Origin of the sequence: Streptomyces luomodiensis (assembly GCF_031679605.1) — a bacterium.
Lineage (GTDB): Bacteria > Actinomycetota > Actinomycetes > Streptomycetales > Streptomycetaceae > Streptomyces > Streptomyces luomodiensis.
In genome coordinates this window covers 8498639-8524271 of sequence record NZ_CP117522.1, presented here as the reverse complement: position 1 = coordinate 8524271, position 25633 = coordinate 8498639, and the positions used below count along the sequence as shown (strand labels likewise).

The following is a 25633-nucleotide window of genomic DNA, read 5'->3' as shown; positions in this document are numbered from 1 at the left end:
GCGTCCCCCGCGGGGCGGGCGCGCTTCAGGAAGAGGTCTTGTAGGCGCTCCAACCACCGTCGACGACCAGCGAGCTGCCGGTGATGAAGGAGGCGTCGTCGCTCAGCAGAAAGGCGGTGGCCCCGGCGACCTCCTCGGGGCTGCCGAGCCGGCCGGCCACGGTCTGCTCCGCGCTGCGCCGCCGGTCCTCCTCGCCGATGCCGTCCCAGGCGCGGGTGAGCACGGGTCCGGGCAGCAGGGAGTTGACCCGTACGTCGGGCCCGTACTCGACGGCCAACTGGCGGGCCAGGCCGGTGAGTCCGGCCTTGGCGGAGGCGTAGGCGGGGCGGCCCGGCAGTCCGACGAGGGCGTGGACCGAGGAGATCAGGACGGCGCTGCCGCGGGTGGCGCGCAGATCGTCCAGGCAGGCCCGGAAGCCGAGGAAGGCGCCGGTGAGCGTGACGCCGAGCTGCTGGTTCCACTGGTCGAGCGTCGTGTCGTGGGCGGGGGCTACGCGCACGGCGTAGGCGCCTTGGACGAGGGCCGAGACCGGGCCGTACGCGCGGTGCGCGGTTTCCAGTGCCGAGGCCCAGGACTCCTCGTCACTCACGTCGGTCGGGTGGAAGAGGGCCTCTTCGCCGGTGTCCCGGATGGCACGGGCCGTGCGTTCCCCTTCGGCGGTGTCGATGTCGGCGACGAGGACGCGGGCTCCCTCGTCCGCGAGCCGCCGAGCGATCGCGGCACCGATTCCGCCGGCCGCTCCCGTGACCACGGCGACCCGTCCGTCGAAACGAGGCGCTGTCCCGGGAGGCTGCGGATACGAGGAGGGCATGGGCGGCTCCGAAGGCTGCGGCGCGAACGGGTGGGCGGGATCGGCCGACGGAACGCGGCCGACCCAGCGACATCATTAAATATGAATTATTGGGTGATGCCAAGGCACCCGACTGAGGCGCCGATCACAGGAGACCGGCCGCACGGCGATCGCCGGATCAGCGGGCCTCGCCGGAGGACCCGCGCCCCGCCGGAGCGGCCGTGGGCCCGGCGAGCCGGCCCAGGTCCTCGACAGCCTTCGCCAGCAGGTCGAGCATGGCGAGTTCGGCCCGGACCGGGTCTCGGTCGCGTACGGCGTCGAAGACGGCACGGTGACTGGGCACGGGGTCATCGACGGAGGCATGCGCGTGGACGAGGCGGTCACGCTCCCGCAGGCCGGGTTCGAGCAGCAGGTCCATCCGGGCCAGCATCTCGTTGCCGGTGGCCGCCAGAAGAGCGCGATGGAAGGCCGCGTCGGCCTCGGCGGCGTCGGCCTCGGCCGAGTCCACCCGGGCCCGTCCCATGGCCTCGAGCGCCGCCTCCAGGGTGCCGAGATCGGCGTCCGTCCGGTGCAGGGCGGCGCGGCGCGCGGCCGCGGGCTCGATGATGGAGCGGACGTCCGCGAGGTCCCGCATCAGCTCCTCGCCGGCGCCCCCGTCGACGCGCCAGCGGATGACGTCCGCGTCGAGCAGGTTCCAGTGCCTGCGCTCCCTGACGAACGTGCCCCGCTTCTGCCGCGCGTCGATGAGTCCCTTGCCGGCCAGGACCTTCAGCGACTCGCGCATGACGGTCAGGCTGACGTCGAGCTCCTCCCCCAGGGCCCGCACATCCAGCGTGCTGCCCTCGGGCATGGCGCCGCCCACGATGCGCGCTCCGAGCGACTGGACCACCTGTCCATGGACGCCTCGGGCACTGTAGGCCGCCATGCCGCCATCTCCTTGACATCGGGCGCGCCCGGGGCGCGCGGGGTGAGGCGCCGCAGCGTGCGAACGCGGCCCCATGATAGCGCCGGGCATTAATTATTAATTATTGTGACAGCCCCTGTGCGGACCGTGAAGGGGTGGCCGCCCAGCTGGCCAGGAGCCGCAGGCGCTCTTCGGAGGGGGTGTCCGGTTCCGCGGTGTAGAGGGTGAGCACATAGCCGGCCCGGCGGGGCATGGGCAGCTCCATGGACTGGTAGGCCAGTTCCAGGCGGCCGGCTTCGGGGTGGCGCAGCCGTTTGGCGCCATCGTGGCGGATGCGCACGTTGTGGGCGGCCCACAGGGTGCGGAACTCGGGGCTGAGCGTCGACAGTTCGCCGATGAGGGCGCGCAACTCCCGGTCGGAGGGGTCGCGACCGGCCTCCGCCCTCAGCAGGGCGACGGTGGTGGCGCAGGCGGCGTCGTGGTCGACGAAGAAGTGCTGGGCGCCGGGGTCGAGGAAGTGGTAGCGGGCGAAGTTGGCGTGGCCGTGTTCGGCGGTGGTGGGGCTGTCGAACATGGGCGCGTGCAGGGCACGGGCCAGTGCGTTGGTGGCGACGACGTCCAGGCGGCCGTTGGCCACGAAGGCGGCCGACAGGGTGATGGAGTCCAGCATCCACTGGACGCTGGACGGGACCTCGGCGTTCTTGCGCCGGGCGGGGGCGCGGCGGTCGGGCCGGGCCGCGTGGGCCAGGTCGAACAGGTAGGTGCGTTCGTCCTCGTCCAGGTCCAGGGCGCGGGCGACGGCGCCGAGGACGTCCACGGACACGCCGCTGATGTGGCCCTTCTCCAGCCGTGTGTACCAGTCCGTGCTGACCCCGGCGAGGACGGCGACCTCCTCGCGCCGTAGCCCCGGGACGCGGCGCCTGCCGCTGGTGGGCAGCCCGACCTGTTCCGGGGTGATCCTGGCCCGGCGGCCGGCGAGGAAGTCACGGATCTCGGCGCGGTTGTCCGATCGCTCATCCATGCGGTCCACCGTAGTCATCTGCCGGCGGACAGGGAGGTCGAGCTTGTACCCCCCTTAACTCGACCTCCCTCCCGTGCGCCGTAGACGGTTTCCTGGGGGACCGAGCCCGATCCCCCACCCACCGGAGACGGAGAAGTGAGCACCTGTCGACAAGCCCTGCGCGGTCCTGCTTCGACACACGCCGAAGACGAGGGGGCGCCCGCGTCCGCCCGGTTGCCGTTCGTCGTGCATGTGCTGGCGCTGGGCCTGGTGCGGGTGCGGAGGATGCTCTCCGTGTACGACGCGGGGCGGATCATCAGTCCCAAGCTGGCGGAGAGCCAGGCGATCGGCGGCATGGTGGGCGGCATCGGTGCGGCCCTGCTGGAGCACACCGTCACCGACCACCGCGACGGCCGGATCGTCAACGCCAACCTGGCCGACTACCTCGTCCCGGTCAACGCCGACGTCCCCGACCTCACAGCCGTCTACCTCGACAGTGAGGACTACGACGCCGATCCGCTCGGGGTCAAGGGCCTCGCCGAGCTGGTGATCACCGGTGTGGCGCCCGCCATCGCCAACGCGGTCTTCAACGCCACCGGCCGCCGCGTCCGCGAACTGCCGATCACCGCGGAGGCATTGCTCTGACACCAGCCCCGCGCCTGGGTGCCGCCGAGGCCGAGCAGGTCCTGCGCCGCTTCACCCGCGGCGGCCCCGCGCCCCACCTGCCGGGCGATCCAGTCCAGCCCGGTGGTCTCCGGTGAGCAGAGTTTCGGCATGCTTGCGGAAAGCGGTGACCAGGCGGCTGCGGTCGCCGGTGCGGGTGGCGAGCACGACCTGGCTGGGTTCGACCCCGTGCAACGGGACGGTGGTGAGGCTGGGATGCAGGCCGGTCGCGTAGTCGAGGGGCGGCCCGATGGCCACCGCCCGCCCGGCGGCGATGAGTTCGTGTTTGTCCTCGAGGGCTTCGACCAGCGGGCCGTCGGGCGCGGGCCGACCGTCGGGCCGGGGGTCGAGCCGCCAGTAGGCGTTCAGCAACGGGTCGGACTGGCGTACGTGGGGGATCGGCTCGTCGGCGATGTCGTCGAGGGTGACCCACTCCTTGCCGGCCAGACGATGGTCTCGCGGCACGACCAGCACGCGCGGCTCGTCGTAGAGGACGGTGACGCGTAGCTGGTCGGTGGGGAACGGCAGCCGCGTCACCACCGCGTCGGCGCGGTGCTCCAGCAACGCGCCGCGTGAGTCGTTCCAGGCGAGCAGGCGGGTGTGGACCTCGGCATCGGGATGGCGGTCGCGCAGGGCGCGCACGGCCGGAGTGATGATCAGCCCCTTGGTGTAGCCGATGGTGACGCTGCTGGGCCGGGCCGCGGCGCGGGTGCGGGCCATCGCCTCGACCGCGGCGCGCAGCAGCTCCTTGGCCTGGGGCAGGAAGATCTCGCCGGCCTCGCTGAGCCGGGTGCCGTGCGTGGTGCGGTCGAGCAGGCGGGCGCCCACTTGCTGTTCGAGACGGCGGATCTGCCGGCTCAGTGACGGCTGGGTGGTGTGCAGCGCCTCGGCGGCACGGCCGAAATGCTGGTGCTCGGCGACCACCGTGAAGCACTGCACCAGCCGCAGGTCGAGGTCCACGGGCGCGGGGAAGGGATCGGACACCGACCCATCCTAGCTGGCGTTATACAAGCTTCGTATGACGTTTTACGGAACAATCATTGGACCGGGGACGCATCGCGGCCGCACCGTGGTGATCGTGACATCGAACAGCGTGACACCGTTTCGCATCGACATTCCGGACAGTGCCCTGGAGGATCTGAAGGACCGACTCCGCCGGGTACGCCTGGCCGGCCGGGAGACAACACCCGACAGCAGCCAGGGAGTGCAGCGGGAGCGGCTCCAGGAACTGCTGGACTACTGGGCCTCCGGCTACGACTGGCGCAAGCTCGAGCGGCAGCTCAACGAGCTGGGCCAGTTCCGTACCACCCTCGACGGTCTCGGCATCCACTTCCTGCACGTGCGCTCGCCCCGCCCCGCCGCCACTCCCCTGTTGCTGCTGCACGGGTGGCCGGGCTCGTTCCTGGAGTTCCTCAAGACCGTCGGCCCGCTCACCGAGCGCGGCTTCCACCTCGTCATCCCCTCGATGCCCGGCTACGGCTTCTCCGACCAGCCCACTTCCACCGGCTGGAACCCGGACCGGATCGCCCGCGCGTACGGCGTACTCATGCAGCGCCTCGGCTACGACTCCTACCTGGCCCAGGGCGGCGACTGGGGCGGGGTCGTCGCGACCCGCATGGGGGCGCAGCGCCCGGCGGGTCTGCGCGCGATCCACGTCAACTTCCCCGAGTTCCTCGCCGCACCGCCGGTCGGCGACGATCCGACCCCCGAGGAGAAGGCCGCGCTCGAACAGGGCAGCCGCTTCTTCGCCGTCCATTCCGGATACCACGTCGTACAGCGCACCCGGCCGCAGACCATCGGCTACGCCCTGACCGACTCCCCGGCCGGGCAGGCCGCGTGGATCTACGAGAAGTTCCTCGACTGGACCCGGCCCGACGCCCTCACCCGCGACGAGATCCTCGACCACATCTCCCTCTACTGGTTCACCGGTACCGGTGCTTCCTCCGCCCGCCTGTACTGGGAGTACGCCCGGCAGCCGCTCGCTCCGACCGAGCTGGACCTTCCCGTCGGTGTCAGCGTCTTCCCGGACGAACTGACGCGCACCCCGCGCATCTGGGCCGAGCGCGCCTACCACGACCTGCGCTACTTCAACGACGACATCCCCGCGGGCGGCCACTTCGCCGCTCTGGAGGAGCCGGAGCTTTTCGTCGAGGAGATCGTTGCGTTCGCGCGGACGGTGGGCGCATGAAGACGGTCGTGATCAGCGCACGGCGGTTCCACGACTACACCCGGGAGGTGCTTGCCCGATGAGATGGGTCAGCTACCGCTCCGCGGACGGCTCCACACGCTGCGGCGTGGTACACGACAACACCATTCACGCCCTGGGTACGGACCTGCTGGAGCTGCTGCGCGCCGAAGGCGGGCTGGAGGCCGCCGCCACCAGGGAACCGACCGAGATCGTGGAGCTGGCCACGGCCCACCTGCTGGCGCCGATACCGGTACCCCCGGCGGTCCGGGACTTCGCCGCGTTCGAGCGCCACATCAGCAACGCGGGTAAGGCAGCCGTCGGCGACGGTACGGTCAGCCCGGTCTGGTACGAGTATCCGCTCTTCTTCTTCTCCAACCCGGCGGCGATCAAGGGACCGCACGACGAGATCCCCATCGCCCCGGGCGCGCAGGACTGGGACTACGAGGTCGAGGTCGCCGCGGTGGTCGCCGGGGACTGTTCGAACCTCGACGCCGCCACGGCGGAGAAGCACATCGCGGGCTACCTGGTCTACTGCGACTGGAGCGCACGCGATATCTCCGCAAGCGAGATGGGGTTCGTGTACGGCCCGTCCAAGAGCAAGGACGCATCGACCAGCCTCGGCCCGTTCCTCGTCACCCCCGACGAGCTGGAGCCCTACCGCTCGGGCAAGGGCTATGCGCTGCGGATGGACGGGTACGTCAACGACGAGCATTACGGCGGCGGCAGCTGGGACGAGATCCACTGGTCGTTCGGCGAGATGCTGGCGCACGCGTCGCGCGGCACCACGCTGCGAGCCGGTGACATCCTCGCCAGCGGCCCCGTGGGCACCGGCTGCATCCAGGAGTTGTCCGACCACCGCCCCTACCTGGCACCGGGAGACACGGTCCGGATCGACGTACAAGAACTCGGCGCGATCTCCGCACGGATCACCGCGCCGGAGCCGCTCACCCTTGCGCCACCCCTCACCCGACGTTGATCCTACGACGTGCCAGGAGACACCCTGCGATGCATCTCACCAGCACCTTTGGTCGTGCCAATATGGACCTGAACGCCGTTCGCGAGGTCAGCCTCACCATCAACGCGACCCACCTGTTCATCTACTTCATCCCCGAGGCACCGGAAGAGGCCGGGAAGCTCGGCGTGACCGAGTACGGTCCGGCGTACTTCGCGTTCCGGGCGGCCCCGATGGGCGCAGTTCCCTGGCAGGTCACGCTCGCGGCCTTCTACAGCTTCAGCCCGCGGTCGGTGCGGGCCATGGCAGGCGTGTGGGATACCGCAACGCCGCAACAGTGGCAGGCCGCTCGCTTCGCGGCCGCCGACCGTGCGTTGCGTCGCGTCGACGTAGACCTCACGGCCGATCAGATCGCGGAGGCACGATCGCTGATCGACCCGGTCGTCGCGAGCGCCGACTACGCCGGAAAGCCGATGGCCGCCGCCAACGTCTCGGTCCCCCTCCCCTCCGATCCGCTCGTCGCGCTATGGCAGCAGATCACGGTGGTGCGCGAGTGGCGCGGCGACGCGCATGTCACCGTGCTCGCCGCCAACGACATCGGGCCGTGCGACGGCAACGTTCTGCAAACCGCGACCGGCCACTTCCCGGAAGCGATCGCACGTGCCACCCGGCTGTGGAGCGACGAGGAGGTGGCCGCGGCGACGTCACGCCTCGTCGCACGCGGCTGGCTCAACGCCGACGGCACCGCGACCGATGCCGGCGTCGCGGCGCGCGAGCAGATCGAGGCAGAGACCGACGCGCACTGCGCCGCGCTGTGGACGCCGATCGGCGACGCGAACGTCCGTCGTCTCACCTCACTCCTCATGCCGATCCACGACGCGTTCACCGCAGCCGGGACATACCCCTTCCGCGTGGAGATGGGAGACACGCGGTCGGCGGATCCGGAGGCGGCCAGGTAGTCCGCTCGCGGTGGCGAACACCCCGCCGGTCGTCCATCCGGGCGGTGACATGGGGTTTGCCGATGCCGAGGTGGGCCTGGAGAACCCACAGGGTGCCGGGGACCGTGCGCCGGTTTCCGGGCCGGCGCCTCAGCCGTTGGCCAGGGTGCGGCGGAGAAGGGGCAGCAGGCGGTCCCAGTGGCGCTGGAGTGCGGCGGGGTCGAAGGCGTCGGTGTCGGACATGGTGAAGCCGTGGATGGTGCCGGGGTAGATCTCCGAGGTGTAGCTGACACCTGCGGCGTCCAGGGCCTGGTTGAGCTCGCCGAGGGCTTCAGGTGTCATGTCGCCTTCGGCGTGGCCCAGGTGGATCTCGGCGGTGAGCTTGGAGAAGAGGTCAGGTCCATCGACATCCACGGGTCCGTGGAATGCGGCGACGGAGGCCACCTGGCCGGGGTGGGCCGCGGCGGTGCGCATGGCCAGGAGGCCGCCTATGCAGTAGCCGGTCACCGCGACCGGTCCGGCGCCGACCTCGGGCTGGGTGGTGAGGAACCTGAGGTAGGCGTCGGCGTCGCTCAGGACACGTTCGGCGGTATGCGCCTCGATCAAGGGCATCAGCTGGGCGAAGACCGCGGGCCGGACTTCTTCTCCGATGTACTCGGGAAGTTCGATCACCGGTGCCGGGCCGTGCCGGTAGAAGAGGTTGGGGACGAGCACGAAGTACCCGTGCTCGGCGAGTTCGCGGGCCATCTCCCGCAGCACGGGCCGGATACCGAAGCCATCCGCGTACATCAGCACCCCCGGGTGCCGCCCGCCACCGTCGGGGAAGGCCGCGAACGCGTCGGCCTGGCCGTCCGCGGTGGGAATCTGCAACATCTTGGTGGGCATGAACTCTCCTGTCGTGGTTGATGTGTCGAGCCTGTGATCAACACGACGGAGGTGGAGCCCGCGCAGCAGCACCAGGTCCTCGGTCCAACAGCGGGCCGGCACCGGCCCGTACGGCGCTCAGAAGAGCACCGGGTCACCAATCCGTGTGTGGCGCAATGCCGTCCCGGTCGTCATAGCAGCACAACATAGCCCACCGGATGAAGCCGCTGCCAGCCCCCCGTCATCCTGCGTCCGGTCGACGCGCTGCTCAACTCTCCCGCGTCTCACACCGTACGGGCGCCTTCACGGTCCTCGAGGGCGCTGATGGCGGTGGCGGTGAGGCTGTTGGTGATGTGGTCGCGCATCAGCCGGGCGGCTTCGGCGGGCCGCCCCTCCTCGATGAGGTCGACGAGTTGGCGATGCTCTCGCAGGTCCCGGGTGCGGGGTTCGTCGCCGGGTGGGAGTTCGAGTCCGAGGCGGCGGTAGCGGTCGGACTTGTCCCACAGGTCGTCGAGGAGCCGGATGAGGACATCGTTGTGCGAGGCCCGGTACAGCGCCTGGTGGAAGGCGCGGTGCGCGGTGAGCGCCTCCTCGCCCCACTGACGTGTGACGGGGAGCAGCCTGTCGACCGCGGCTCGCATGGTGGTGATGTCAGCCGCGGTGCGCCGGGTGGCGGCGAGTTCCGCGGCGGTGGGGTCCAGGGACAGACGCACCTCGAACAGCTGCCGGGCCTCGTGCGAACTCATGGGGGAGACACGCACGTCGCGGTGGGTCTCCACGGTGACCAGTCCCTCGCTGCTGAGGCGGCGGATCGCCTCGCGCAAGGGCGTGATGCTCATATTGAGGGACTCGGCGAGGTCGTACTGCGCGAGCCGTGAGCCGGCGGGGAGGGCACCGGTGAGGATCCGGCCGCGGAGTTCCGCGTAGGCGAGATCGCTCTTGCTGAGGAAGGTGTTCGTACCTGGCATCGCCCCCAGTGCATCCTTTCCGGGTCCTCGCACCCCTTGACAGTCCCCATCAGGACGCCTCAGCCTAACACCGACGCAACTTATAAGATATGAGAAAGGCCGTCGCGTGCAGATCACCAACGTCTACGAGGGCACCGTCCCGATCAGCTCCTCGATCCGCAACGCCTGGATCGACTTCAGCTCCATGGACTGCTCGATCGTCGCCATCGAGAGCGACGTCATCCGCGACGGCAAGCCGGTCGTGGGCTACGGCTTCAACTCCAACGGGCGCTACAGCGCCGGTGAGATCCTGCGCCGGCGCATTCTGCCGCGGCTGATGGGAGCGGAGCCCGGCAGCCTCCTGGACGAGCGGGGCCGCCTGGATCCCGCCAAGGCGTGGGACATCATGATGCGCAACGAGAAGCCCGGCGGACACGGCGAGCGCTCGGTCGCGGTCGGCGTGGTGGACATGGCACTGTTCGATCTCGCGTCCAAGATCGAGGGCAAGCCGCTGTACCGGTACCTCTCCGAGCGCTACGGCGACGGAGAGCCCGACGACTCGGTGTTCGTCTACGCCGCCGGCGGCTACTACGCGCCGGGCAAGACCCTCGCCGATCTACAGGACGAGATGCGCGGCTTCCTCGACCAGGGCTACGACGTGGTCAAGATGAAGATCGGCGGCGCCGACCTGGCCGAGGACCTGCGCCGCATCGAGGCCGTCATCGACGTGCTGGACGGCGACGGCTCCCGGCTGGCCGTCGACGTCAACGGCCGCTTCGACCTCGCCACGGCGCTGGAGTACGGGCGGGCCATCGAGCCCTACGGCCTGTTCTGGTACGAGGAGATCGGCGATCCGCTGGACTACCAGCTCAACGCCACCGTCGCCGAGCACTACGCCGGACCCATCGCCACCGGCGAGAACCTCTTCTCCCTCCAGGACGCCCGCAACCTGATCCGCTACGGCGGGCTGCGCCCCGACCGCGACACCATCCAGGTCGACCCCGCCCTCTCCTACGGCCTGACGGAGTACCTGCGCGTCCAGGACATGCTCCGGCAGCACGGCTGGTCCTCCCGGCGCTGCGTCCCGCACGGCGGACACCAGTTCTCCCTGCACATCGCCGCCGCCCTCAAGCTCGGCGGCAACGAGTCCTACCCGGGCGAGTTCCAGCCCACCGGCGGCTTCGCCGACGACGCCGTCGTCAACAAAAGCCGGGTCGGCCTGACCGACATCCCCGGCATCGGCTTCGAGGGCAAGGCCGCCTTCTACAAGGTGCTGCGCGACCTGCACAGCTGAACCGGCACCGCGGCAGGCGGGCCCCACTCGGCCGTGGGGCCCCTGCCGCCGGCGCAGCCGCGTCCATCGGGACCGGGATACACACGATCGTCGTGCAAGGGAGCACCAACGATGACACGCGCCACCACTGCCGTCGGCCGCCCGCAGCGGTCGCGGCTGAACCGTCTGCTACGTGAGCTGTGGTTCCAGGTCGTGCTGGCCGCGGTCCTCGGGATCGTGGTCGGCGTCCTCGCCCCGGGGTTCGGTGAGGATTTGAAGCCGCTCAACGACTGGTTCATCGCTCTGGTCAAGATGATCGTGGTCCCGGTCGTCTTCTGCGTGGTGACCACCGGCATCGCCTCCATGGACAACCTGCGCAAGGCGGGCCGGATCGGGGTGAAGGCGATCGGCTACTTCCTGGTGCTGTCGCTGGTGTCGATGCTGATCGGACTGGTGGTCGCCAACATCTTCCAGCCCGGGTCCGGTCTGAACGTGGATCCCTCGACGCTGAACGCGGACGACGTGCCCGAGACCGCCACCGAGCACGCCACCTTCACCGGGTTCGTCTCCTCCCTGATTCCCTCCTCGCTGCTGGGCGCGATCACCGGGGACGCGATCCTGGCCGCGCTCATGGTCTCGATCGTCTTCGGCGTGGCACTGAACATGGCCGGCGAGGACGCCGCTCCGCTGACCCGCGGCATCCGGGCCCTGTCGGACGTCGTGTTCCGCATCGTGGGCTGGGTGATGCGCCTGGCACCGCTGGGCACGTTCGGCGCGCTGGCCACGGTCGTCGCCACCTACGGCGCGGAAAGCCTGAAACAACTCGCCTACCTGATCGTCCTGTTCACCGCGACCTGCGTCCTGTACGTGCTGGTCGTGCTCGGGGCCATCATGCGCGCCTGCCGTCTGAGCCTGTTCGGCCTCATGCGGTTCTTGAAGGCCGAGCTGCTCGTCGCGCTGAGCACCTGTTCGAGCGAGGCCGTCCTGCCGCAGCTGGTGCGCAAGCTGGAGATCCTCGGCATCGGCCGTCCCGTGGTCGGCATCGTCATCCCCTCCGGGTTCTCCTTCAACCTGGACGGCTCCGCGGTCTACCTCACGATGGCCTCCCTGTTCCTGGCCCAGGCCGTGGGCATCGACCTCTCCTGGCAGCAGCAGTTGGTGATGGTGGGCGTCATGATGCTCACCAGCAAGGGCACCGCGGGCATCGCCGGCGGCGCGTTCATCGTGCTCGCCAGCACCGTCACCGCGGTCGGCCACATCCCCCTGGCCGCCCTCTCCCTGATCGTCGGCGTCGACCGCATCCTCAACGAGGGCCGCGTCTTCATCAACGTCCTGGGCAACGCCGTCGCCACCATCGTGATCGGCACATGGGAGAACGACTTCGACGCCGACCGGGCCCGCTCCGTCCTCCACTCCGGCGCCGCCCCCGAACCGCCGTCGAAGAGCGCCGACACCCCCAAGGTCGGTGCCGACACCTGACCTGCCCGCCTGCCGCATCCCCCACCCGCCCGGCGGCGGCTCCGGGTCGCCGGGCCGCCACGTCAGATGGCCAGCGCCACCAGGAAGCGAGAGACCATGTTGTAGGCCGCGACCGTGGCAACCGCTTCCACTGTTTTGGTCTCACCGAACAGGTTCTTCAGTTCCTCGATGACGTCAGCATTCACCTCAACCTGTTTCGTGGACTGGTCGGTGAGCGTGATCAGGGCGCGCTCCTCTTCGCCGAAAACGCCGCCGCTCACGCTTTGCTCCTTAAGGGCGAGGCACTTTTCCTCGGTGCCACCCGCCTGCAAGTACGCCGGGTAATGCACACCCCATTCGAAGTCGGCATGGTTCAGCACGGCCACCCGCAGCATGATCAGTTCGCGGTACTCCAGCTCCAGGCTGAAATCGGCGCGAACCCGGCCCAGTAGCTCGTTCCAGCCTGTTGCGAGGGGAAAGCTCCTCAGCAGCACCCGATCAATGCCGATCAGCTCGCCGTTGGGCCGACGAGCCTGCATACCCGCAAGCAATTCGGAGGGCGGAGAGGGAAAACTGTCGTTTTGCCACGGGGCGACGCGCACACCACTCACACTGCACTCCTTCGACATCTTCTTTCCGGTTCGTCGAATGCGCTGCGGCACCCCCGCAGCACAACCGCGAAGTTAGGCGTAAGCCTGAAGATCCGGTAGGGGCGCCTACTGAATCACTTCATAAGCATTGCGTATACCTAGCGAGCCGCGCCGAGTGCCTGCGCGAGAAGGGTGAGGTCCGCGCACAGCGCGGAGTCCGGGTTCCATACGGCTTCGAAGGAGATCTGCACCTCGCGGCCGTCGTTCAGCAGCGGGCGGTGGGGAACATCGGGGGACGTGAGCCTGGACCGGGGAATGATTGCCGAGCCCAGCCCCAGACCGGCCCATTCCTCCAGCACCCGGTAGCTGGCCGCTTCCCCCGGATACGCGCGCAAGGGAACTTCGTGTGAATGGAAAAGCTGGGTGGTGAATGTCGTGAGTCCGCACGCGTCCGGCACGAGGATGAACTGTTCGTCTGCGGCTTCGGCGAGTTCGAGGGTGGCATCGTCCCCGGCGGCGGTGCCGACGACGACGATGGGTTCGACGTCGATGATCCGGTGCTCGAAGCGTGGCATCGCCGTCACGGCCGGGATGAGGATGATGTCGAGCTGCCCGGCCCGCAGACCGTCACGCAGGTCCTGCATGTTCGCCTCGCGCAGGACGAGGTCGCGTGGTGTCGGCAGGTCGCAGACCGCGCTGAACGCCCGCGCCACCAGATGCGCGCCGATCAGCGGCGAGACCCCCATGCGGATCTTCTGCTCACCCGGTTCGGTCAGCCGCCTGGCCTCCGCCGCGACGGCGTCGAGCGCGGCCACGGCACGGTCGATGAGGGGCAGAATGCGGGTGCCGAACGCCGTCTGCGTCACACCGCGCGGCGATCGGTCGAAGAGCTTCTCCCCCAGCCGCTCCTCGAGTTTCGCGATCCCGTTGGACAAAGCCGGCTGAGTGACGCCGTATGCTCGGGCCGCGGCGCTGAAAGATTTCGTCTCGGCGACCGCCCGCGCATAGCGCAGTCCCTCGACGTTCAGTCGTTCCGTCATAGCCATGGCTTATCACTCTATTCGCCGGCATCGCCTACCGCCCGTGCCGGCCGGTGTTTACGGTGGGCCTGCTCGGTGACCTCCTCATCACCCACACTTATAACATTCGCCGCTGCCCGCTCAGGAAGTAACCGTGCTGCGGCCGGCGCTCGGCGGCCGGCTTCACTGGGCCTCCACCGAGACGGCCACCGGCCACGCCGGACACATCGAGGGAGCCCTGCTCTCCGGAGAGCGAGCGGCGCGCGCCATCCTGTCCCCGGTGGCGAACAGCAGCGGCGTCACGGCCGGCTGAGACCGCCGGCGGGTGCGGGGGCAGTGGTCCGGAGCGGGGCGACAGTCAGTGGCAGGCGACCGTTCGGGGGCCCCTCACCGTGCGCGGACGAGGAAGGCCCAGAAGGCGAGCACCGGCAGGACCAGGGCTCCGGCGGCGGCGTTCAGCCCGCCGAAGCCGATCCAGCCCATGAGGGGCCCGGCCAGTCCGGCGCCCACTGCCGCGACGACGTTCATCGCGGTGTCCGTGGTGCCCTGCACTCCAGGCCGCAGCGCCGCGGGAGTGGTGTCGCTGAGCATGGCCGAGCCGGCCACCAGGCTGAACGACCAGCCCAGCCCCAGGAGGAACAGCCCTGCCATCACCATGCCGACCGAGTCGCCGCCCATCCCCGACAGCACGGCGGACCCGAGGAAAACGGCCTGACCGGCCACCACGGTCGACAGATGGCCGATCCGGTCGGAGAGCCAGCCGACCAGCGGCGAGAACGCGTACATGCCCAGCAGGTGTCCGCTGATGGTGACGCCGACGATGGTGAGACCCGCGCCGTGCTGGGACATGCTGACGGGGGTCATCGTCATGACCGCTGCCATGATCGTGTGGGCCACGACGATGGTCACGCACGCGAAGGCCGCCCGCGGGGCGTGGCGAAGGTGGCGCAGGCCCGCGCGCAGCGTGCCGGTCTGCGAGGTGCCCGTGCCGCTTTCCGGTAGTCCTTCGGCGGCCTGGTACTGGCGGGACAATACGAGCGGGTCGGGGCGCAGCAGGCCCCACAACAGGGCTGATGCCAGCGCCATGCAGACGGTGGCCAGGACGAACGCGCCGGCCAGTCGAGGCAGGTGGAGGGCCGACGCCACGGCGGCACCGGGATCGGCGAGGTTCGGCCCGATCACCGAACCGATGGTCGTGGACCACACGACGAGGGACAGATCCTGGGCCCGGCGGTGCGGCGCGGCCAGGTCGGCGGCCGCGTAGCGGCTCTGCTGGTTCGTCGCGCTGCCGATGCCGAACAGCAGCATGCCCGCTATGAGCAGCGGTATCGACCGGCTCACCGCCGACCCTACGAGCAGGATCCCGCCGACGGCGGCCACGAGCCATCCGGTGCTCAGGGAGGTCCGGCGGCCACGCCGCTGCGCGAGGAGGGCAAGAGGCACACCGACCGCGGCGGCGCCCGCCGTCGTGGCCGTACGAGCCAGTCCGGCGTAGGTCTCGCTCTGAGCCACCGACTCGGCCAACAAGGAGCCGATCGACACCGAGACGCCCACCCCGACCCCGCCGACGATCTGTGCTGCGGCCAGGACCCGGACCGTGCGCTTCTGCACGGAGCGCACCGGTGATTCCGTCTGCCATGACGTCGCGTTCGCGCTTACATCGTGCTCTGTGCTCATGTGAGGGCACTCCTGGAGATATCAACTGAGCGGGTGAAGCGAGGAGGTGCCACGGGCGGTCGCGTCGTAAAAGCCGAACGGACGCGGAACCGACAGGCCGGCGACGGGCACCGCGAGCAACGGCTACGACGAGCACGTGGTGCGGAACTGCCCCGCTGTCGTCAGGAGCCGTGCCGGGACGGCTCCTCGGGGCGGGGTTTCGCCCGTGGCGCCTCCCGGCGTACCAGCAGGACTACGGCGGTGAGCGCCGCCGCCGCGGCGAGGACGAGCAGGAGAATCCGGTCGGGCACCGCGCTGCCGATGTGCGCCAGGTGTTCCTCCAGCCCCGCTTCCGTCTCGACGCTGACCGGTGAGGGGAGCGCGGCGGTGCCGTCGAAGACCAGGAAGACCACTCCGAGCAGGATGAACAGAGTGCCGCCGGCCAGGGACGTGGTGTGCCAGGACAAAGGCCCCAGGCGCAGGGTGCGGCCCCGAAGCCAGCGCTTGCGGCCGAGGTCGAAGCGGTCCCAGAGCAGGGACAGGGCGAACAGCGGCACCGCCATGCCGAGCGCGTACACCGCCAGCAGCAGGCCCCCGTGTGCGGGCCGGCCGCCGAGGGCCGCGAGGGTGAGGATGGAGCCGAGGATGGGGCCGGCGCAGAAGCCCGCCAGGCCGTAGACCGTGCCGAGGACGAAGACGGAGACGGCCGATCCGGACCGGCGTGCACCGGCGGCTTCCTGCAGCCGGCGCACGCCGAACCCGAGTCCGAGAACCTGCGCGGCTCCCAGGGCGATCACGGTCCAGCCGCCGACGGTGACCAGGAGCTCCCGGTGGCTGTAGAAGAGACGGCTGGCGAACGATCCAGCGACGCCGAGCGGCACCAGGGTGGTGCACAGCCCGAGGTAGAACAGCACGGTGCGCAGCAGCAGTCTCGTCGTGGTGGTGAAGGAGTAGGCGAAGAAGGCCGGTAGCAGCAGGGCACTGCACGGGCTGAGCAGGGCCAGGAGTCCGCCGAGGAAAGCGGCCAGGAGGCTCGCGTCGCGCGTCACCGTGCGGCCTTTGCCGCGGCCTCGATGACCTGCTTGAAGGTGTCGGCCGGCTGGGCACCGAGCACGGGTACGTCATTGACCAGGAATGCGGGTGTGCTGGTGACGCCGAGGTCATAGCCCTCTTCCCGGTCCCTCCGGATCGCCGTGTCCGCCTTGTCGGATGCCATGTCCGCACGGAACTCGCCGATGTCTGCCACGCCGGCGGCCCGCGCCATGTCGGTCAGTTTGCCGGCGGAGAAAGCGCCCGTGTTCTTCTTGTGTGTCGTGCGGTACGCCTCGTCGTGAAACTCCCAGAACCTGCCCTGCTGACCGGCGGCCCAGGCCGCGCGGGCGGCCTGCTCCGACTCCGCACCGAAGATGGGGAAGTTGCGCCACTCGATGCGCAGCAGTCCCTTGTCGACGTAGGAGCGCACCAGCTCCGGTTCGGTTCCCCGGGCGAACTTGCCGCAGTAGGGACACTGGAAGTCCGAGTACTCAATCATGACGACGGGGGCGTCGGCCCTCCCCAAGGCCAGCGGATCGTCCGCGTCCCGGCGGGCCAGCGCGAGCAGAGCGCCGGAGCGGGCGTCGGGCGTACTCGTCCCGGCCACGGGCGAGTTGTGGGACGCACCGCCGGACGGTCCGGCGTCGAGCGTGAAAGCGAGGACCACCGCACCGACGGCGGTCAGCCCGGCCGCCACCGCGGCGAGCGTGCGGCCGCGGCGGCGGACGTGAGTGGCGGGGGACGAAGAGGACGGCATGAAGGCAACCTTGTGCTGGGAGTACGAGTGGTGGACAGCGATCCGTTCGGCGGACTGCTTCGTCTGTGGCCGGTGCACGGCGGCACGGCCGTGTGAATCGTCCGCGACCGGTCACGTCCGGGCGGGGATTCCGTCACGGCAGGCCGCTCGCACTTCGCGCGTCACGCGTAGGGGTGCAGGACAAGGTAGCCGTCGATACGGCGGACGTGGTCGGATTCGGGGTCGGTGGGCAGTGCGTGCCCGAGGTGCTCGGCACGGACCTCGCCGATCCACTGGTCGTGCTGGTACTCGTGGTTGATCAGAGCGGTCAGCAGATGTGTGGCCACGATGGTCATCTGAGTGGGGGCACTCACCTTTCCGGCCGCGATGTCACCGATGCGGGCGTGCACCCGCTCGGCGACGGTTTCCCGGAAGGCGGTGAGCCGTCGCACTGTCGGGAGGGCACCCCGGAACCGCTCCGGCAACGCCGAGTCCAGCAGTGCGTCGAGGGCTGGGTCAGGACTGGGCTCGGCCGCGGTGAGATTGCGGATCATGAAGTGGGCGACATGGGCCTGGTGGCCGAGGTGCCATCCGATGGCGCTGAAATCCTCCCGCGGACGCCAGACCACCTCGTCCGGGGTCAGGTCCTTCCACAGCTCGTCGGTGTAGCCGCGGGCGCGGTCGTACTCACGCAGCAGCGCTTCCAGTTCGTACATGACTCCTCTTTGAGTTGACCGGTGAGGGACGAGGCCATGAGGGTGCTGACGAAGCCGTGCTGCGACGAGCGCCGCTGACGGGCGGCGTCCCACCGGCGGCGTCTCACGAGCGGCGTCTCACCAGCCGCGTCTCACCGGTTCCCGAACGTCCGGGTGGCGCGGCTGGCGGCAGCGCACCGCCGCCAATGTAGAGAGCCGGTCCGGAAGCCGGTAGGGGGCAGGGCCGAATGCCCCTATCACTGCCCTGTATGGCCCTCACCGGTGGGCTGCTGCTGGTTCCTGGTGCAGGGGGTACGGAAACCTCGGAAGGTCACCTGCTTGCGGGTCTTGAAACCGAGTCGCTCGTACAGTGCGATCGCGCCCGTGTTCGTCTCCGCCACATGCAGGAAGGGGCGTTCGCCGCGCGCCACGATGCGCGCGGCGAGCGCACTGACCAGACGGGCAGCGTGGCCTCGCCCGCGTGCCTCGGGAGCGGTGCAGACGGCGCTGATCTCGGTCCAGCCTGGCGGCCGCAGGCGCTCCCCCGCCATCGCCACCAAGGTGCCGTTGACCCGGATACCGAGGTAGGTGCCGAGTTCGTGGGTGCGGGGCCAGAACGGCCCCGGCTGGGTCCGCGCGACCAGGTCGAGCATCTCGGGCGTGCTGTCCGCGCCCAGTTCGAGCACGTGGGAGTCGGGTTCGGCACGCGGATGGCCGGGCCGGCCCCTGCCGGGCCAGATCAGTTGACGGCCCTCGAGACTGAACACCGGCTCCCAGTCCGGGGGCGGGACGGCCGGGCAGCTGAACATGTCGGCGAGTGCGCCAGGACCGAGCAGCCCGGCCAAGTCGGCCCACTCCCCCGCGTCCGGGCCGGTGGATACCGCGGAGAAGGTTGCCACGTCCGCGACATAGGTGGCGGCCCGGCCGAGTCGTCGGGCGAGATGTGCGTGCCGGCCGCCCAGTGACTGACCCACCGGGTCGTCGAGTGCCAGGTCGTCGTCGTTCACCATCGTGCTGTTCCCTTACCTGGACGGGCGCGGAAGTCGAACACCCCGGGGCCCGACCCGGCCGGCGCCCCGTGCTCGGCGCGCCCGATCATCTCACGGGGGCGGAACACGGTGCCGTCGTTGGTGACACCGACACCGAGTCCCGCGAGCGGCCCGATGACGGTGGCTCCGAGCAGCACGGCCGCGTGCTCGCCGCGCATCAGGAGCCGCGGCGTCGTCGCTTCCGCGCCGGGGTCGGACGGCGCCGCGTACATCACGGCGAGCACCACGCACAGGATCGGGCAGAGCACGGCACAGATCTGCCACACCAGGGGGTCGCCGGACCGGCGGGTCAGCGCCCAGAAGCTCACGGCGAAGGGCCGGGGGGGAAGCCGCCGTCACCGCCCCTCGATGTCCTTGGCGATCACCGTCACCGTCGACGACGCGGGCTGCCGGGACGGCTCCAGGTGGAGGCGTTCGGTGCCCTCGAGCTCCGGGGCGTGGGTGATGGCGGACCGGCAGGCGCAGTCCTGGTCGGAGAAGCCGGCGAACCGGTAGGCGATCTCCATCATCCGGTTGCGGTCGGTGCGGCGGAAGTCGGCGACCAGGTGCACGCCGCTGCCGGCCGCCTGGTCGCACAGCCAGTTCAGGATGGTGGCGCCGGCGCCCCAGCTGACCACCCGGCAGGAGGTCGCCAGCAGCTTCAGGTGCCAGACCTCGGCCAGCTTTTCCAGCAGTACGATGCCGACGGCGCCATGTGTGCCGAACCGGTCGGACATGGTGACCACCAGCACCTCATGGGCCGGGTCGGCGAGCAGGCCGCGCAGCGCCGCGTCCGAGTAGTGCACACCGGTGGCGTTCATCTGGCTGGTGCGCAGGGTCAGTTCCTCGACCCGGGTCAGCTCCTCGTCCCCGGCCTTGCCGATGGTCATGGTGAGTCGCAGTGAGCGCAGGAAGTCCTCGTCCGGCCCGGCGTACTCGGTGCGCGCCGCGTCCCGCGCGAAGCCGGCACGGTACATCTCCCGGCGACGGCGGGAGTCCACGGTGGAGGCGGGCGGGGAGAACTCCGGCAGGTCGGGCAGGGAGAGCGCCTGCCCGGCGTCGTAGGTGCGCACATCGGGCAGGTGGTAGGTGACCTCGGCCCGCTCGGCGGGCTGGTCGTCGATGAACGCGATGGTGTGGTGCGCGAAGTTGAGCCGTTCGGCGATCTCCCGGACGGAGCCGGACTTCGGCCCCCAGCCGATCCTGGGCAGCAGGAAGTACTCGGCCACCCCCAGCGCCTCCAGTCTGGCCCAGGCGTGGTCGTGGTCGTTCTTGCTGGCGATCGACTGGAGGATGCCCCTGCGGTCCAGTTCCTCGATGACCTCGCGCAGTCCGTCGAAGAGCCCGACCTCGCCGTCCTCCAGCAGCGTCCCCTTCCACAGCGTGTTGTCGAGGTCCCACACCACGCACTTGACGATGGTGACCTGCCCGTCCACCGTGTTCCCCTCTCAGCCCGCGACCGACAGCGCGTGCTGGGCCAGCATCAGCCGGCACAGCTCGTTGCTGCCCTCGATGATTTCCATCAACTTGGCGTCCCGGTACGCACGGGCCGCCACGTGTCCGTCCGACGCGCCCGCCGACGCGAGGATCTGCACGGCGGCGGCCGCGGCGGTCGCCGCCTGGGTGGCACCGACGTGCTTGGCCAGCACCGCCGCCGTCACCATGTCCGAGGACCCGTTGTCCCAGCAGCGGCTGGCGTGCTCGCACACCCGGGTGGCGGTCTGCTCGGCCACCAGCAGGTCGGCCAGGTGACCGGCGATCAGCTGGTGCTCCGCCAGCGGCCGGCCGAACTGCGCGCGGGACTTCGCGTGCCGGGACGCCACCGCCAGGCAGGCCCGCAGGATGCCCACGCAGCCCCAGGCCACCGACATCCGGCCGTACGACAGCGCGGCGGTGACCAGCATGGTCAGCGCCGCGCCGGCACCGCCGAGGACGTGGCCGCGCGGCAGCCGCACCGAGTCGAGCCGGATGCCGGCGTGCCCGGCGGCCCGGCAGCCCATCGGGTCGGCTACCCGCTCGACGGTGACACCGGGGGCGTCGGCAGGCACCAGCACCGCCGCGGCGCCGTCGCCGTATCGGCCGAAGACGACCAGCAGGTCGGCGTAGTGCGCGGCGGTGACCCAGACCTTGCGGCCGTCGACCACCACATCGTCGCCGTCCGGGCGGATCTCGGTGGTGATCGCCGAGAGGTCGCTGCCCGCCTGGGGCTCGCTGAAGCCGACCGCGGCCAGCGTGCCGGAGGTCAGGCGCGGCAGATGCTCGGCGCGCTGCCGGGCGCTGCCCAGCCGTTGGATGGTCCAGGCGGCCATGCCCTGGGAGGTCATGACGGACCGCAGCGAGCTGCACAGGCTGCCGACGTGCGCGGTGAACCGGCCGTTGTCCAGGCTGCTCAGCCCGAGCCCGCCGTGCTCCCGGGGGACCTCGCCACACAGCAACCCGGCCTCGCCGAGCTTCCGCAGCAGCTCGGTGGGGATCAGACCGGCCAGGTCCCAGGCGTCGGCGCGGTCCCCCACCAGCTCGCTGACCAGGGCCTCGCGGTCATTCACCGTCGGCCTGCCGCAACCGGTCGACCATCGCGACCATCGCGTTGACGGTGCGGAAGTTGGTCAGCTGGAGGTCCGGGCCGGCCACCGTGACGTCGAAGGTCGACTCCAGGTGGACGACCAGCTCCATGGCGAAGAGGGAGGACAGGCCGCCGTCGGCGAACAGGTCGCGGTCGGGCGTCCACGGGGTCTTGGTCCGCTCCTCCAGGAAGGACAGCAGCTGCTGCTCGACGGACGCGTTCTCCGTGCTGGTACCCATCACATCGCCCTTTCGTAGGTGTAGAAGCCACGGCCGCTCTTACGGCCGTGGTGTCCGTCGCGGACCTTGGACAGCAGCAGTTCGCACGGTCGGCAGCCCTCGTCGCCGGTGCGCCGGTACAGCACCCACAGCGAGTCGACGAGGTTGTCGATGCCGATCAGGTCGGCCGTGCGCAGCGGGCCGGTGGGATGTCCCAGGCAGCCCTGCATCAGCGCGTCGACGTCCTCGACGGAGGCCGTGCCCTCCTCCACCACCCGCGCCGCGTCGTTGATCATCGGGTGCAGCACCCGGCTGGTGACGAAGCCGGGGGCGTCGTTCACCAGGATGACCTTGCGCCGCAGCCGGCCCAGCAGCTCCCGGGTGGCACCCAGCGCGGTCTCGCCGGTGCGCGGGCCGCGGATCAGCTCGACCGTCGGGATCAGGTACGACGGGTTCATGAAGTGGGTGCCGAGCAGGTCCTCGGGCCGGCCGATCGCGCCCGCCAGTTCGTCGATCGGGATCGAGGAGGTGTTGGAGATCAGCGGGGTGCCGGGCGCGACCGCCGGGGCCACCTCGGCCAGCACCTTGGCCTTCAGCTCGGCGTCCTCGGTGATGGCCTCGATCACCGCGACCGGGCCGGCCGCCCAGTCCACCTCGGCCGGGGCGGTGGCCTCGGTCAGCTCGCCGGTGGTGACGCCCTCGGGCAGCGCACCCATCAGCTGCGCCATCCGCAGGCCCTCCCGGATCCGGCCGCGGGCCACCGGCAGCACGCCCTCCGCGGTGTCCACCAGGGTGACCGGCACGCCGTGGGCGAGCGCCAGTGTGGTGATGCCGACGCCCATCACACCGGCGCCGAGCACCACCAGCGCCCGATCCTGCGGCTCATGAGCTGCTGACGTCACGTGTCCTCCCGAACGTTCACTTCCGTGGACCCGCGGCCCGGCGGTGGGCCGGCCGGGCGGCGGGGGGGCCGAGCCGCCACGGCCACCGGCGCGGTGCGGCCGGGCGGCAGGGCGTGCCGGCGAGGGGCATGGGGTGGTGCGGTGGATCAGGCGAACGGTCCGGCGCACCAGCGCGGTGCGGCGGGATCAAGCCGTGGGATCAAGCAGTGATCCGGCGGACCAGCGTGAGGCGGCGGACCAGCGTGAGGCGGCGGGATCAATCAGTGGTCCGGCGCACCAGCGTGATGCCGTCGGCGACCGGCAGCAGCGACAGCTCGACGCGGTCGTCGGTGAACAGCTTGGCGTTCAGCTCCCGCACCGCGACGGTGTCGGGGTCCTGCGCGGCGGGGTCGACGACCCGGCCGAAGAAGAGCGTATTGTCGATGACCACGAGTCCGCCCGGCCGCACCAGCCGCAGCGCCTGCTCGTAGTAGGCCGGGTAGTTCGCCTTGTCGGCGTCGACGAAGACCAAGTCGAAGGAGTCCGGCCCGAACCCGGTGTCGGCGAGCAGCGCGTCCAGGGTTTCGGTGGCCCGGCCGACGCGTACGTCGATGCGGTCGGCGACGCCCGCGCGCTTCCAGTACTCGCGGCCGACGGACGGCCACTTGTCGGTGACGTCACACGTCACGATCCGGCCGTCGAGCGGCAACGCACGCGCCATGCACAGCGTGCTGTAGCCGGTGTAGGTGCCGATCTCCAGGACCGTCCTCGCCTGCGTGAGCGAGACCAGCAGCGCCAGCAGCTGGCCCTCCTCCGCGGCCACCGGAAGCGTGGTGCCGCCCGGCAGGCCGACGGTCTCCTCGCGGAGGCCGCGCAGGATCTCGTCGTCACGCAGCGAGACCGAGGTGACGTAGTCCAGCAGCTCCGCAGACGTGCTCACTTGGTTCGCCATGGCCCCCATGGTGGGAGAGCACGCCGCGGCGCAGCGGGACCGGAGTCGTTTCTAGGGGGGTTTAGGGGGCCGGATTCACGTCGGGCACCGCCTCCTTCGCCGGCTGCGGCGCCAGCGTGCCGGCCGCCTCGCTGTCGCGGACCCGCAGCGTCAGCAGCAGCGCCACGATCGCGAGTCCGCTGGTGACGACGAAGCCCAGCTGGTACGTGGACAGGTCCGGTGCGCCGGAGCCGGTGGTGGTGCCCAGGCCGGCCAGGATGGTGCTGAGCAGGCTGACGCCGAGCGCGGCGCCGGTCTGGGTGGCCGTGCTGAACAGCGAGGAGGCGACCCCGACCTGGGTCGGTGTCAGGGTGGCGAACGACATGGTCTGCGCGGCGTTGTACGCGATGGCGCTGACCGCGCCGGTGTAGAGCATGATCAGCCACACCAGCCACCGCTGGGTGCCGCCGTCGATCAACGCCATCAGCGCCAGGCCCACGAACGAGGCGGTCAGCGACACCAGCAGGTGCCTGCGCGGACCGAGCCGGTGGTACATCTTCACCGCGACCTGCGCCCCGGCGATGGCCCCGACGGCGGCGGGGCCGATGTCGATGCCGACCCGCAGGGCCGAGCGGTCGAACACGTTCTGGTACAGCAGCGGGAACACGAAGTTGTACGCGGCGTTGAACGCGGTGATCATCAAGATGATGCCGGAGCTGATCCGGAAGATGTGGTTGCCGAAGACCCGCAGGTCCAGCAGGGGGTGCGCGGCCCGCAGTTCGGTGAAGCACAGCAGTCCCAGCAGCACCGCGCCGCCGATGACGCAGCCGAGCACCAGAGCCGAGGTCCAGCCGTCGTCGACGCTCTTGTTCAGTCCGTACATCAGCAGGGTGAGTCCGCCGGCCGCGTAGAGGAAGCCGAGGACGTCGAACGGGTTGCGCGCCCGCTGGCCGTCGTCGTCCAGGAACCACACGGCGAACAGGGTCGCGGCGACACCGATGGGCAGGTTGATGTAGAAGATCCAGCGCCAGGAGAGGGAGTCGGCGATGAACCCGCCGAGCACCGATCCGATCAGCGGGGCGGCGGCGATCGGGATGGTCATGACCCGGCTGGCCTTGATCCGCTCCTCCGGCGGGAAGGTGCGCATCAGCATCGCCATCACCACCGGCCCGAACAGGCCGCCGCTGAGGCCCTGGAGCAGCCGGAAGACCGTCAGCGCCGGCAGGTTCTGGGACACCCCGCAGGCGGCGGAGGCGAGCGTGAAGACGACGAGCCCCATCACGAAGACCCGCTTGGTGCCCCACCGGTCACCGCACCAGCTCGCCGCGGGGATGCCGATGACCAGGCCCAACAGGTAACTGACCACGACGGCACTGGCGCTGACCGTGTCGACGTGGTAGTCCCGGCTGATCGCCGGCAGTGCCACCGTCACGATCGTCATGTCCAGCATGCGTACGAACATGGAGACGGTGAACATCACGCTGACTGATAATTTCGGGTTAAGCCGTGGCGGCCTCATCTGTTCCTCCGGGTCAGGGCACCGAGTACGGCGCATACATTCCCATCATCCGCTCATCTTGGTCAAGGCCAACAAAACGGCGCTGAGCTGCGGAAATGCCGGTCACCGGGGGGTTGTGGGACAAGAAATTACCATCTGATGGACGGATGGTGGAAAACTCAGAATTCCCGGCGCGTCCGGGACCGCCCTACGCTCGCGGCTGCCGAGCCGTCAGCCGAAGACCGTGCGGCCGAACCGGGTAGGGCGCCGCACCCGCTGAGAGCGAGAAGACGTGGCCATCATCATTTCCCATTCCGCCCTGATCAACGATTCCACCACGGACAGCCAGGACGGGATCAGCACGGACAGCCAGGACGGGATCAGCTACGACGCGCTGTGGGAGACCCTCCTCCGCAAGGCGGAATACCCGGTCGACTACGTGGCGCAGATCAGTGAGTGCCGCATCGTCGAGCGGTACCCCGACGGATTCCTGCGGGAGGCGGTCTTCTTCGGCAAGGACATCGTGCGGGAACGCGTCACGCCGCGCCGCGACCGGTGGCGCATCGACTTCGAGGTGCTGGACGACCCGCGTTTCACCGCGGTCATCAACGAACTCGACCAGGACCCCGAGGGGCGTTTCCGCTACACCGTCTCGGTGGTGTTGTCGGAGCGTTCCGCGCAGCGCATCACCGAGGTCGAGGGGCTGCTCGCGGAGACCGACGCGGGCGTGCTGGAGACGGCCCGCCAGACCGCGGAAACACTGCGCAAGGTGACGCTGGGCACCGCCGCCGCCTGAAATCCTCCGTCGC

The 25633-nt window shown here is 70.1% G+C and carries 27 protein-coding genes and 1 pseudogene; 8 read left to right on the top strand and 20 right to left on the bottom strand.

Going from position 1 to position 25633, the window contains the following annotated elements:
- Positions 1-25: 25 nt before the first annotated feature.
- From PS467_RS35880 to PS467_RS35870, 3 genes are all read right to left on the bottom strand, one after another.
- Positions 26-811 carry an SDR family NAD(P)-dependent oxidoreductase gene (locus tag PS467_RS35880; protein WP_311038717.1) on the bottom strand — a complete coding sequence of 262 codons (786 nt, stop codon included), beginning with the start codon at positions 809-811 and terminating at the stop codon, positions 26-28.
- Positions 812-968: 157 nt separating this feature from the next.
- Positions 969-1715: a FadR/GntR family transcriptional regulator gene (locus PS467_RS35875; RefSeq protein ID WP_311038716.1), complete on the bottom strand. Its 747-nt coding sequence runs from the start codon at positions 1713-1715 to the stop codon at positions 969-971.
- A gap of 100 nt (positions 1716-1815) precedes the next feature.
- Entirely contained in the window at positions 1816-2715 is a 900-nt protein-coding gene (locus PS467_RS35870; protein ID WP_311038715.1) for a helix-turn-helix transcriptional regulator, read from the bottom strand.
- 240 nt (positions 2716-2955) lie between these two features.
- On the opposite strand from PS467_RS35870, the pseudogene PS467_RS35865 reads away from it, so the two are divergent.
- Positions 2956-3339, top strand: a pseudogene (locus PS467_RS35865) (molybdopterin cofactor-binding domain-containing protein); the annotation flags it as partial.
- Positions 3340-3390: 51 nt separating this feature from the next.
- Here PS467_RS35865 and PS467_RS35860 read toward each other — a convergent pair.
- Positions 3391-4341: a LysR family transcriptional regulator gene (locus PS467_RS35860; RefSeq protein WP_311038714.1), complete on the bottom strand. Its 951-nt coding sequence runs from the start codon at positions 4339-4341 to the stop codon at positions 3391-3393.
- Between the two features lie 85 nt (positions 4342-4426).
- Between PS467_RS35860 and PS467_RS35855 the strand changes: the two genes are divergently transcribed.
- From PS467_RS35855 to PS467_RS35845, 3 genes are read left to right on the top strand one after another with little or no spacing between them, the layout of a single operon-like run.
- Positions 4427-5545 (top strand): epoxide hydrolase family protein, encoded by a 1119-nt coding sequence (locus PS467_RS35855; RefSeq protein ID WP_311040064.1) that lies wholly within the window; start codon positions 4427-4429, stop codon positions 5543-5545.
- Positions 5546-5603: 58 nt separating this feature from the next.
- Complete coding sequence (locus tag PS467_RS35850) at positions 5604-6521, top strand: fumarylacetoacetate hydrolase family protein (RefSeq protein WP_311038713.1); 918 nt, start codon at positions 5604-5606, stop codon at positions 6519-6521.
- A 29-nt stretch (positions 6522-6550) separates the two neighbouring features.
- Complete coding sequence (locus PS467_RS35845) at positions 6551-7456, top strand: SCO6745 family protein (RefSeq protein ID WP_311038712.1); 906 nt, start codon at positions 6551-6553, stop codon at positions 7454-7456.
- Positions 7457-7585: 129 nt separating this feature from the next.
- Here PS467_RS35845 and PS467_RS35840 read toward each other — a convergent pair whose 3' ends face one another.
- Together PS467_RS35840 and PS467_RS35835 are read right to left on the bottom strand one after the other, a co-directional pair.
- The gene (locus tag PS467_RS35840; protein ID WP_311038711.1) at positions 7586-8320 is read right to left on the bottom strand and encodes a dienelactone hydrolase family protein; all 735 of its coding nucleotides are present in this window, start codon (positions 8318-8320) and stop codon (positions 7586-7588) included.
- Between the two features lie 263 nt (positions 8321-8583).
- On the bottom strand, positions 8584-9267 hold the full coding sequence (locus tag PS467_RS35835) for a GntR family transcriptional regulator (RefSeq protein ID WP_268975860.1): 684 nt from the start codon (positions 9265-9267) through the stop codon (positions 8584-8586).
- Positions 9268-9373: 106 nt separating this feature from the next.
- Between PS467_RS35835 and PS467_RS35830 the strand changes: the two genes are divergently transcribed.
- Positions 9374-10540 (top strand): mandelate racemase/muconate lactonizing enzyme family protein, encoded by a 1167-nt coding sequence (locus tag PS467_RS35830; protein WP_311038710.1) that lies wholly within the window; start codon positions 9374-9376, stop codon positions 10538-10540.
- Between the two features lie 111 nt (positions 10541-10651).
- Entirely contained in the window at positions 10652-11998 is a 1347-nt protein-coding gene (locus tag PS467_RS35825; protein WP_311038709.1) for a cation:dicarboxylate symporter family transporter, read from the top strand.
- A gap of 62 nt (positions 11999-12060) precedes the next feature.
- On the opposite strand, the gene PS467_RS35820 is transcribed toward PS467_RS35825, so the two are convergent.
- Together PS467_RS35820 and PS467_RS35815 are read right to left on the bottom strand one after the other, a co-directional pair.
- On the bottom strand, positions 12061-12588 hold the full coding sequence (locus PS467_RS35820; protein WP_311038708.1) for a carboxymuconolactone decarboxylase family protein: 528 nt from the start codon (positions 12586-12588) through the stop codon (positions 12061-12063).
- A 137-nt stretch (positions 12589-12725) separates the two neighbouring features.
- The gene (locus tag PS467_RS35815) at positions 12726-13607 is read right to left on the bottom strand and encodes a LysR family transcriptional regulator (RefSeq protein ID WP_311038707.1); all 882 of its coding nucleotides are present in this window, start codon (positions 13605-13607) and stop codon (positions 12726-12728) included.
- Between the two features lie 133 nt (positions 13608-13740).
- On the opposite strand from PS467_RS35815, the gene PS467_RS35810 reads away from it, so the two are divergent.
- Complete coding sequence (locus PS467_RS35810) at positions 13741-13899, top strand: FAD-dependent oxidoreductase (protein WP_311038706.1); 159 nt, start codon at positions 13741-13743, stop codon at positions 13897-13899.
- Positions 13900-13973: 74 nt separating this feature from the next.
- Here PS467_RS35810 and PS467_RS35805 read toward each other — a convergent pair whose 3' ends face one another.
- The 12 genes from PS467_RS35805 to PS467_RS35750 all read right to left on the bottom strand — a co-directional run bounded on the left by PS467_RS35805 (position 13974) and on the right by PS467_RS35750 (position 24803).
- A complete protein-coding gene (locus PS467_RS35805; protein ID WP_311038705.1) occupies positions 13974-15263 on the bottom strand; it encodes an MFS transporter in 1290 nt (429 codons plus the stop codon).
- A 161-nt stretch (positions 15264-15424) separates the two neighbouring features.
- Positions 15425-16291 (bottom strand): cytochrome c biogenesis CcdA family protein, encoded by an 867-nt coding sequence (locus tag PS467_RS35800; RefSeq protein ID WP_311038704.1) that lies wholly within the window; start codon positions 16289-16291, stop codon positions 15425-15427.
- Positions 16288-17031, bottom strand: a complete 744-nt coding sequence (locus tag PS467_RS35795) for a DsbA family protein (protein ID WP_311038703.1) — start codon at positions 17029-17031, stop codon at positions 16288-16290. Before PS467_RS35795 ends, PS467_RS35800 begins: the two co-directional genes overlap by 4 nt.
- Before the next feature lie 161 nt (positions 17032-17192).
- A complete protein-coding gene (locus PS467_RS35790) occupies positions 17193-17726 on the bottom strand; it encodes a DinB family protein (RefSeq protein WP_311038702.1) in 534 nt (177 codons plus the stop codon).
- 236 nt (positions 17727-17962) lie between these two features.
- The gene (locus PS467_RS35785; protein WP_311038701.1) at positions 17963-18715 is read right to left on the bottom strand and encodes a GNAT family N-acetyltransferase; all 753 of its coding nucleotides are present in this window, start codon (positions 18713-18715) and stop codon (positions 17963-17965) included.
- Positions 18709-19062: a hypothetical protein gene (locus PS467_RS35780; RefSeq protein WP_311038700.1), complete on the bottom strand. Its 354-nt coding sequence runs from the start codon at positions 19060-19062 to the stop codon at positions 18709-18711. The genes PS467_RS35785 and PS467_RS35780 overlap by 7 nt, the downstream gene beginning before the upstream one ends.
- 27 nt (positions 19063-19089) lie before the next feature.
- Positions 19090-20169, bottom strand: coding sequence for an HAD-IIIC family phosphatase (locus PS467_RS35775; protein WP_311038699.1), 1080 nt, complete (start codon positions 20167-20169; stop codon positions 19090-19092).
- Positions 20170-20181: 12 nt separating this feature from the next.
- Entirely contained in the window at positions 20182-21279 is a 1098-nt protein-coding gene (locus PS467_RS35770; RefSeq protein ID WP_311038698.1) for an acyl-CoA dehydrogenase family protein, read from the bottom strand.
- Positions 21272-21535, bottom strand: a complete 264-nt coding sequence (locus tag PS467_RS35765; protein WP_311038697.1) for an acyl carrier protein — start codon at positions 21533-21535, stop codon at positions 21272-21274. Before PS467_RS35765 ends, PS467_RS35770 begins: the two co-directional genes overlap by 8 nt.
- The gene (locus PS467_RS35760) at positions 21535-22416 is read right to left on the bottom strand and encodes a 3-hydroxyacyl-CoA dehydrogenase family protein (RefSeq protein WP_311038696.1); all 882 of its coding nucleotides are present in this window, start codon (positions 22414-22416) and stop codon (positions 21535-21537) included. Before PS467_RS35760 ends, PS467_RS35765 begins: the two co-directional genes overlap by 1 nt.
- A gap of 256 nt (positions 22417-22672) precedes the next feature.
- Positions 22673-23347: an O-methyltransferase gene (locus PS467_RS35755; RefSeq protein WP_311038695.1), complete on the bottom strand. Its 675-nt coding sequence runs from the start codon at positions 23345-23347 to the stop codon at positions 22673-22675.
- 61 nt (positions 23348-23408) lie between these two features.
- Positions 23409-24803: a DHA2 family efflux MFS transporter permease subunit gene (locus tag PS467_RS35750; protein WP_311038694.1), complete on the bottom strand. Its 1395-nt coding sequence runs from the start codon at positions 24801-24803 to the stop codon at positions 23409-23411.
- 313 nt (positions 24804-25116) lie between these two features.
- On the opposite strand from PS467_RS35750, the gene PS467_RS35745 reads away from it, so the two are divergent.
- Positions 25117-25620 carry an AtaL-like protein gene (locus PS467_RS35745; RefSeq protein ID WP_311038693.1) on the top strand — a complete coding sequence of 168 codons (504 nt, stop codon included), beginning with the start codon at positions 25117-25119 and terminating at the stop codon, positions 25618-25620.
- Positions 25621-25633: the final 13 nt, after the last annotated feature.

Excerpts from the sequence above, each read along its gene's own strand:
- PS467_RS35880 (WP_311038717.1), bottom strand. The coding sequence starts at position 811 with ATGCCCTCCTCGTATCCGCAGCCTCCCGGGACAGCGCCTCGTTTCGAC.
- PS467_RS35875 (WP_311038716.1), bottom strand. The coding sequence starts at position 1,715 with ATGGCGGCCTACAGTGCCCGAGGCGTCCATGGACAGGTGGTCCAGTCG.
- PS467_RS35870 (WP_311038715.1), bottom strand. The coding sequence starts at position 2,715 with ATGGATGAGCGATCGGACAACCGCGCCGAGATCCGTGACTTCCTCGCC.
- PS467_RS35850 (WP_311038713.1), top strand. The coding sequence starts at position 5,604 with ATGAGATGGGTCAGCTACCGCTCCGCGGACGGCTCCACACGCTGCGGC.
- PS467_RS35845 (WP_311038712.1), top strand. The coding sequence starts at position 6,551 with ATGCATCTCACCAGCACCTTTGGTCGTGCCAATATGGACCTGAACGCC.
- PS467_RS35840 (WP_311038711.1), bottom strand. The coding sequence starts at position 8,320 with ATGCCCACCAAGATGTTGCAGATTCCCACCGCGGACGGCCAGGCCGAC.
- PS467_RS35835 (WP_268975860.1), bottom strand. The coding sequence starts at position 9,267 with ATGCCAGGTACGAACACCTTCCTCAGCAAGAGCGATCTCGCCTACGCG.
- PS467_RS35825 (WP_311038709.1), top strand. The coding sequence starts at position 10,652 with ATGACACGCGCCACCACTGCCGTCGGCCGCCCGCAGCGGTCGCGGCTG.
- PS467_RS35815 (WP_311038707.1), bottom strand. The coding sequence starts at position 13,607 with ATGACGGAACGACTGAACGTCGAGGGACTGCGCTATGCGCGGGCGGTC.
- PS467_RS35805 (WP_311038705.1), bottom strand. The coding sequence starts at position 15,263 with ATGAGCACAGAGCACGATGTAAGCGCGAACGCGACGTCATGGCAGACG.
- PS467_RS35795 (WP_311038703.1), bottom strand. The coding sequence starts at position 17,031 with ATGCCGTCCTCTTCGTCCCCCGCCACTCACGTCCGCCGCCGCGGCCGC.
- PS467_RS35790 (WP_311038702.1), bottom strand. The coding sequence starts at position 17,726 with ATGTACGAACTGGAAGCGCTGCTGCGTGAGTACGACCGCGCCCGCGGC.
- PS467_RS35785 (WP_311038701.1), bottom strand. The coding sequence starts at position 18,715 with ATGGTGAACGACGACGACCTGGCACTCGACGACCCGGTGGGTCAGTCA.
- PS467_RS35765 (WP_311038697.1), bottom strand. The coding sequence starts at position 21,535 with ATGGGTACCAGCACGGAGAACGCGTCCGTCGAGCAGCAGCTGCTGTCC.
- PS467_RS35755 (WP_311038695.1), bottom strand. The coding sequence starts at position 23,347 with ATGGCGAACCAAGTGAGCACGTCTGCGGAGCTGCTGGACTACGTCACC.
- PS467_RS35750 (WP_311038694.1), bottom strand. The coding sequence starts at position 24,803 with ATGTTCACCGTCTCCATGTTCGTACGCATGCTGGACATGACGATCGTG.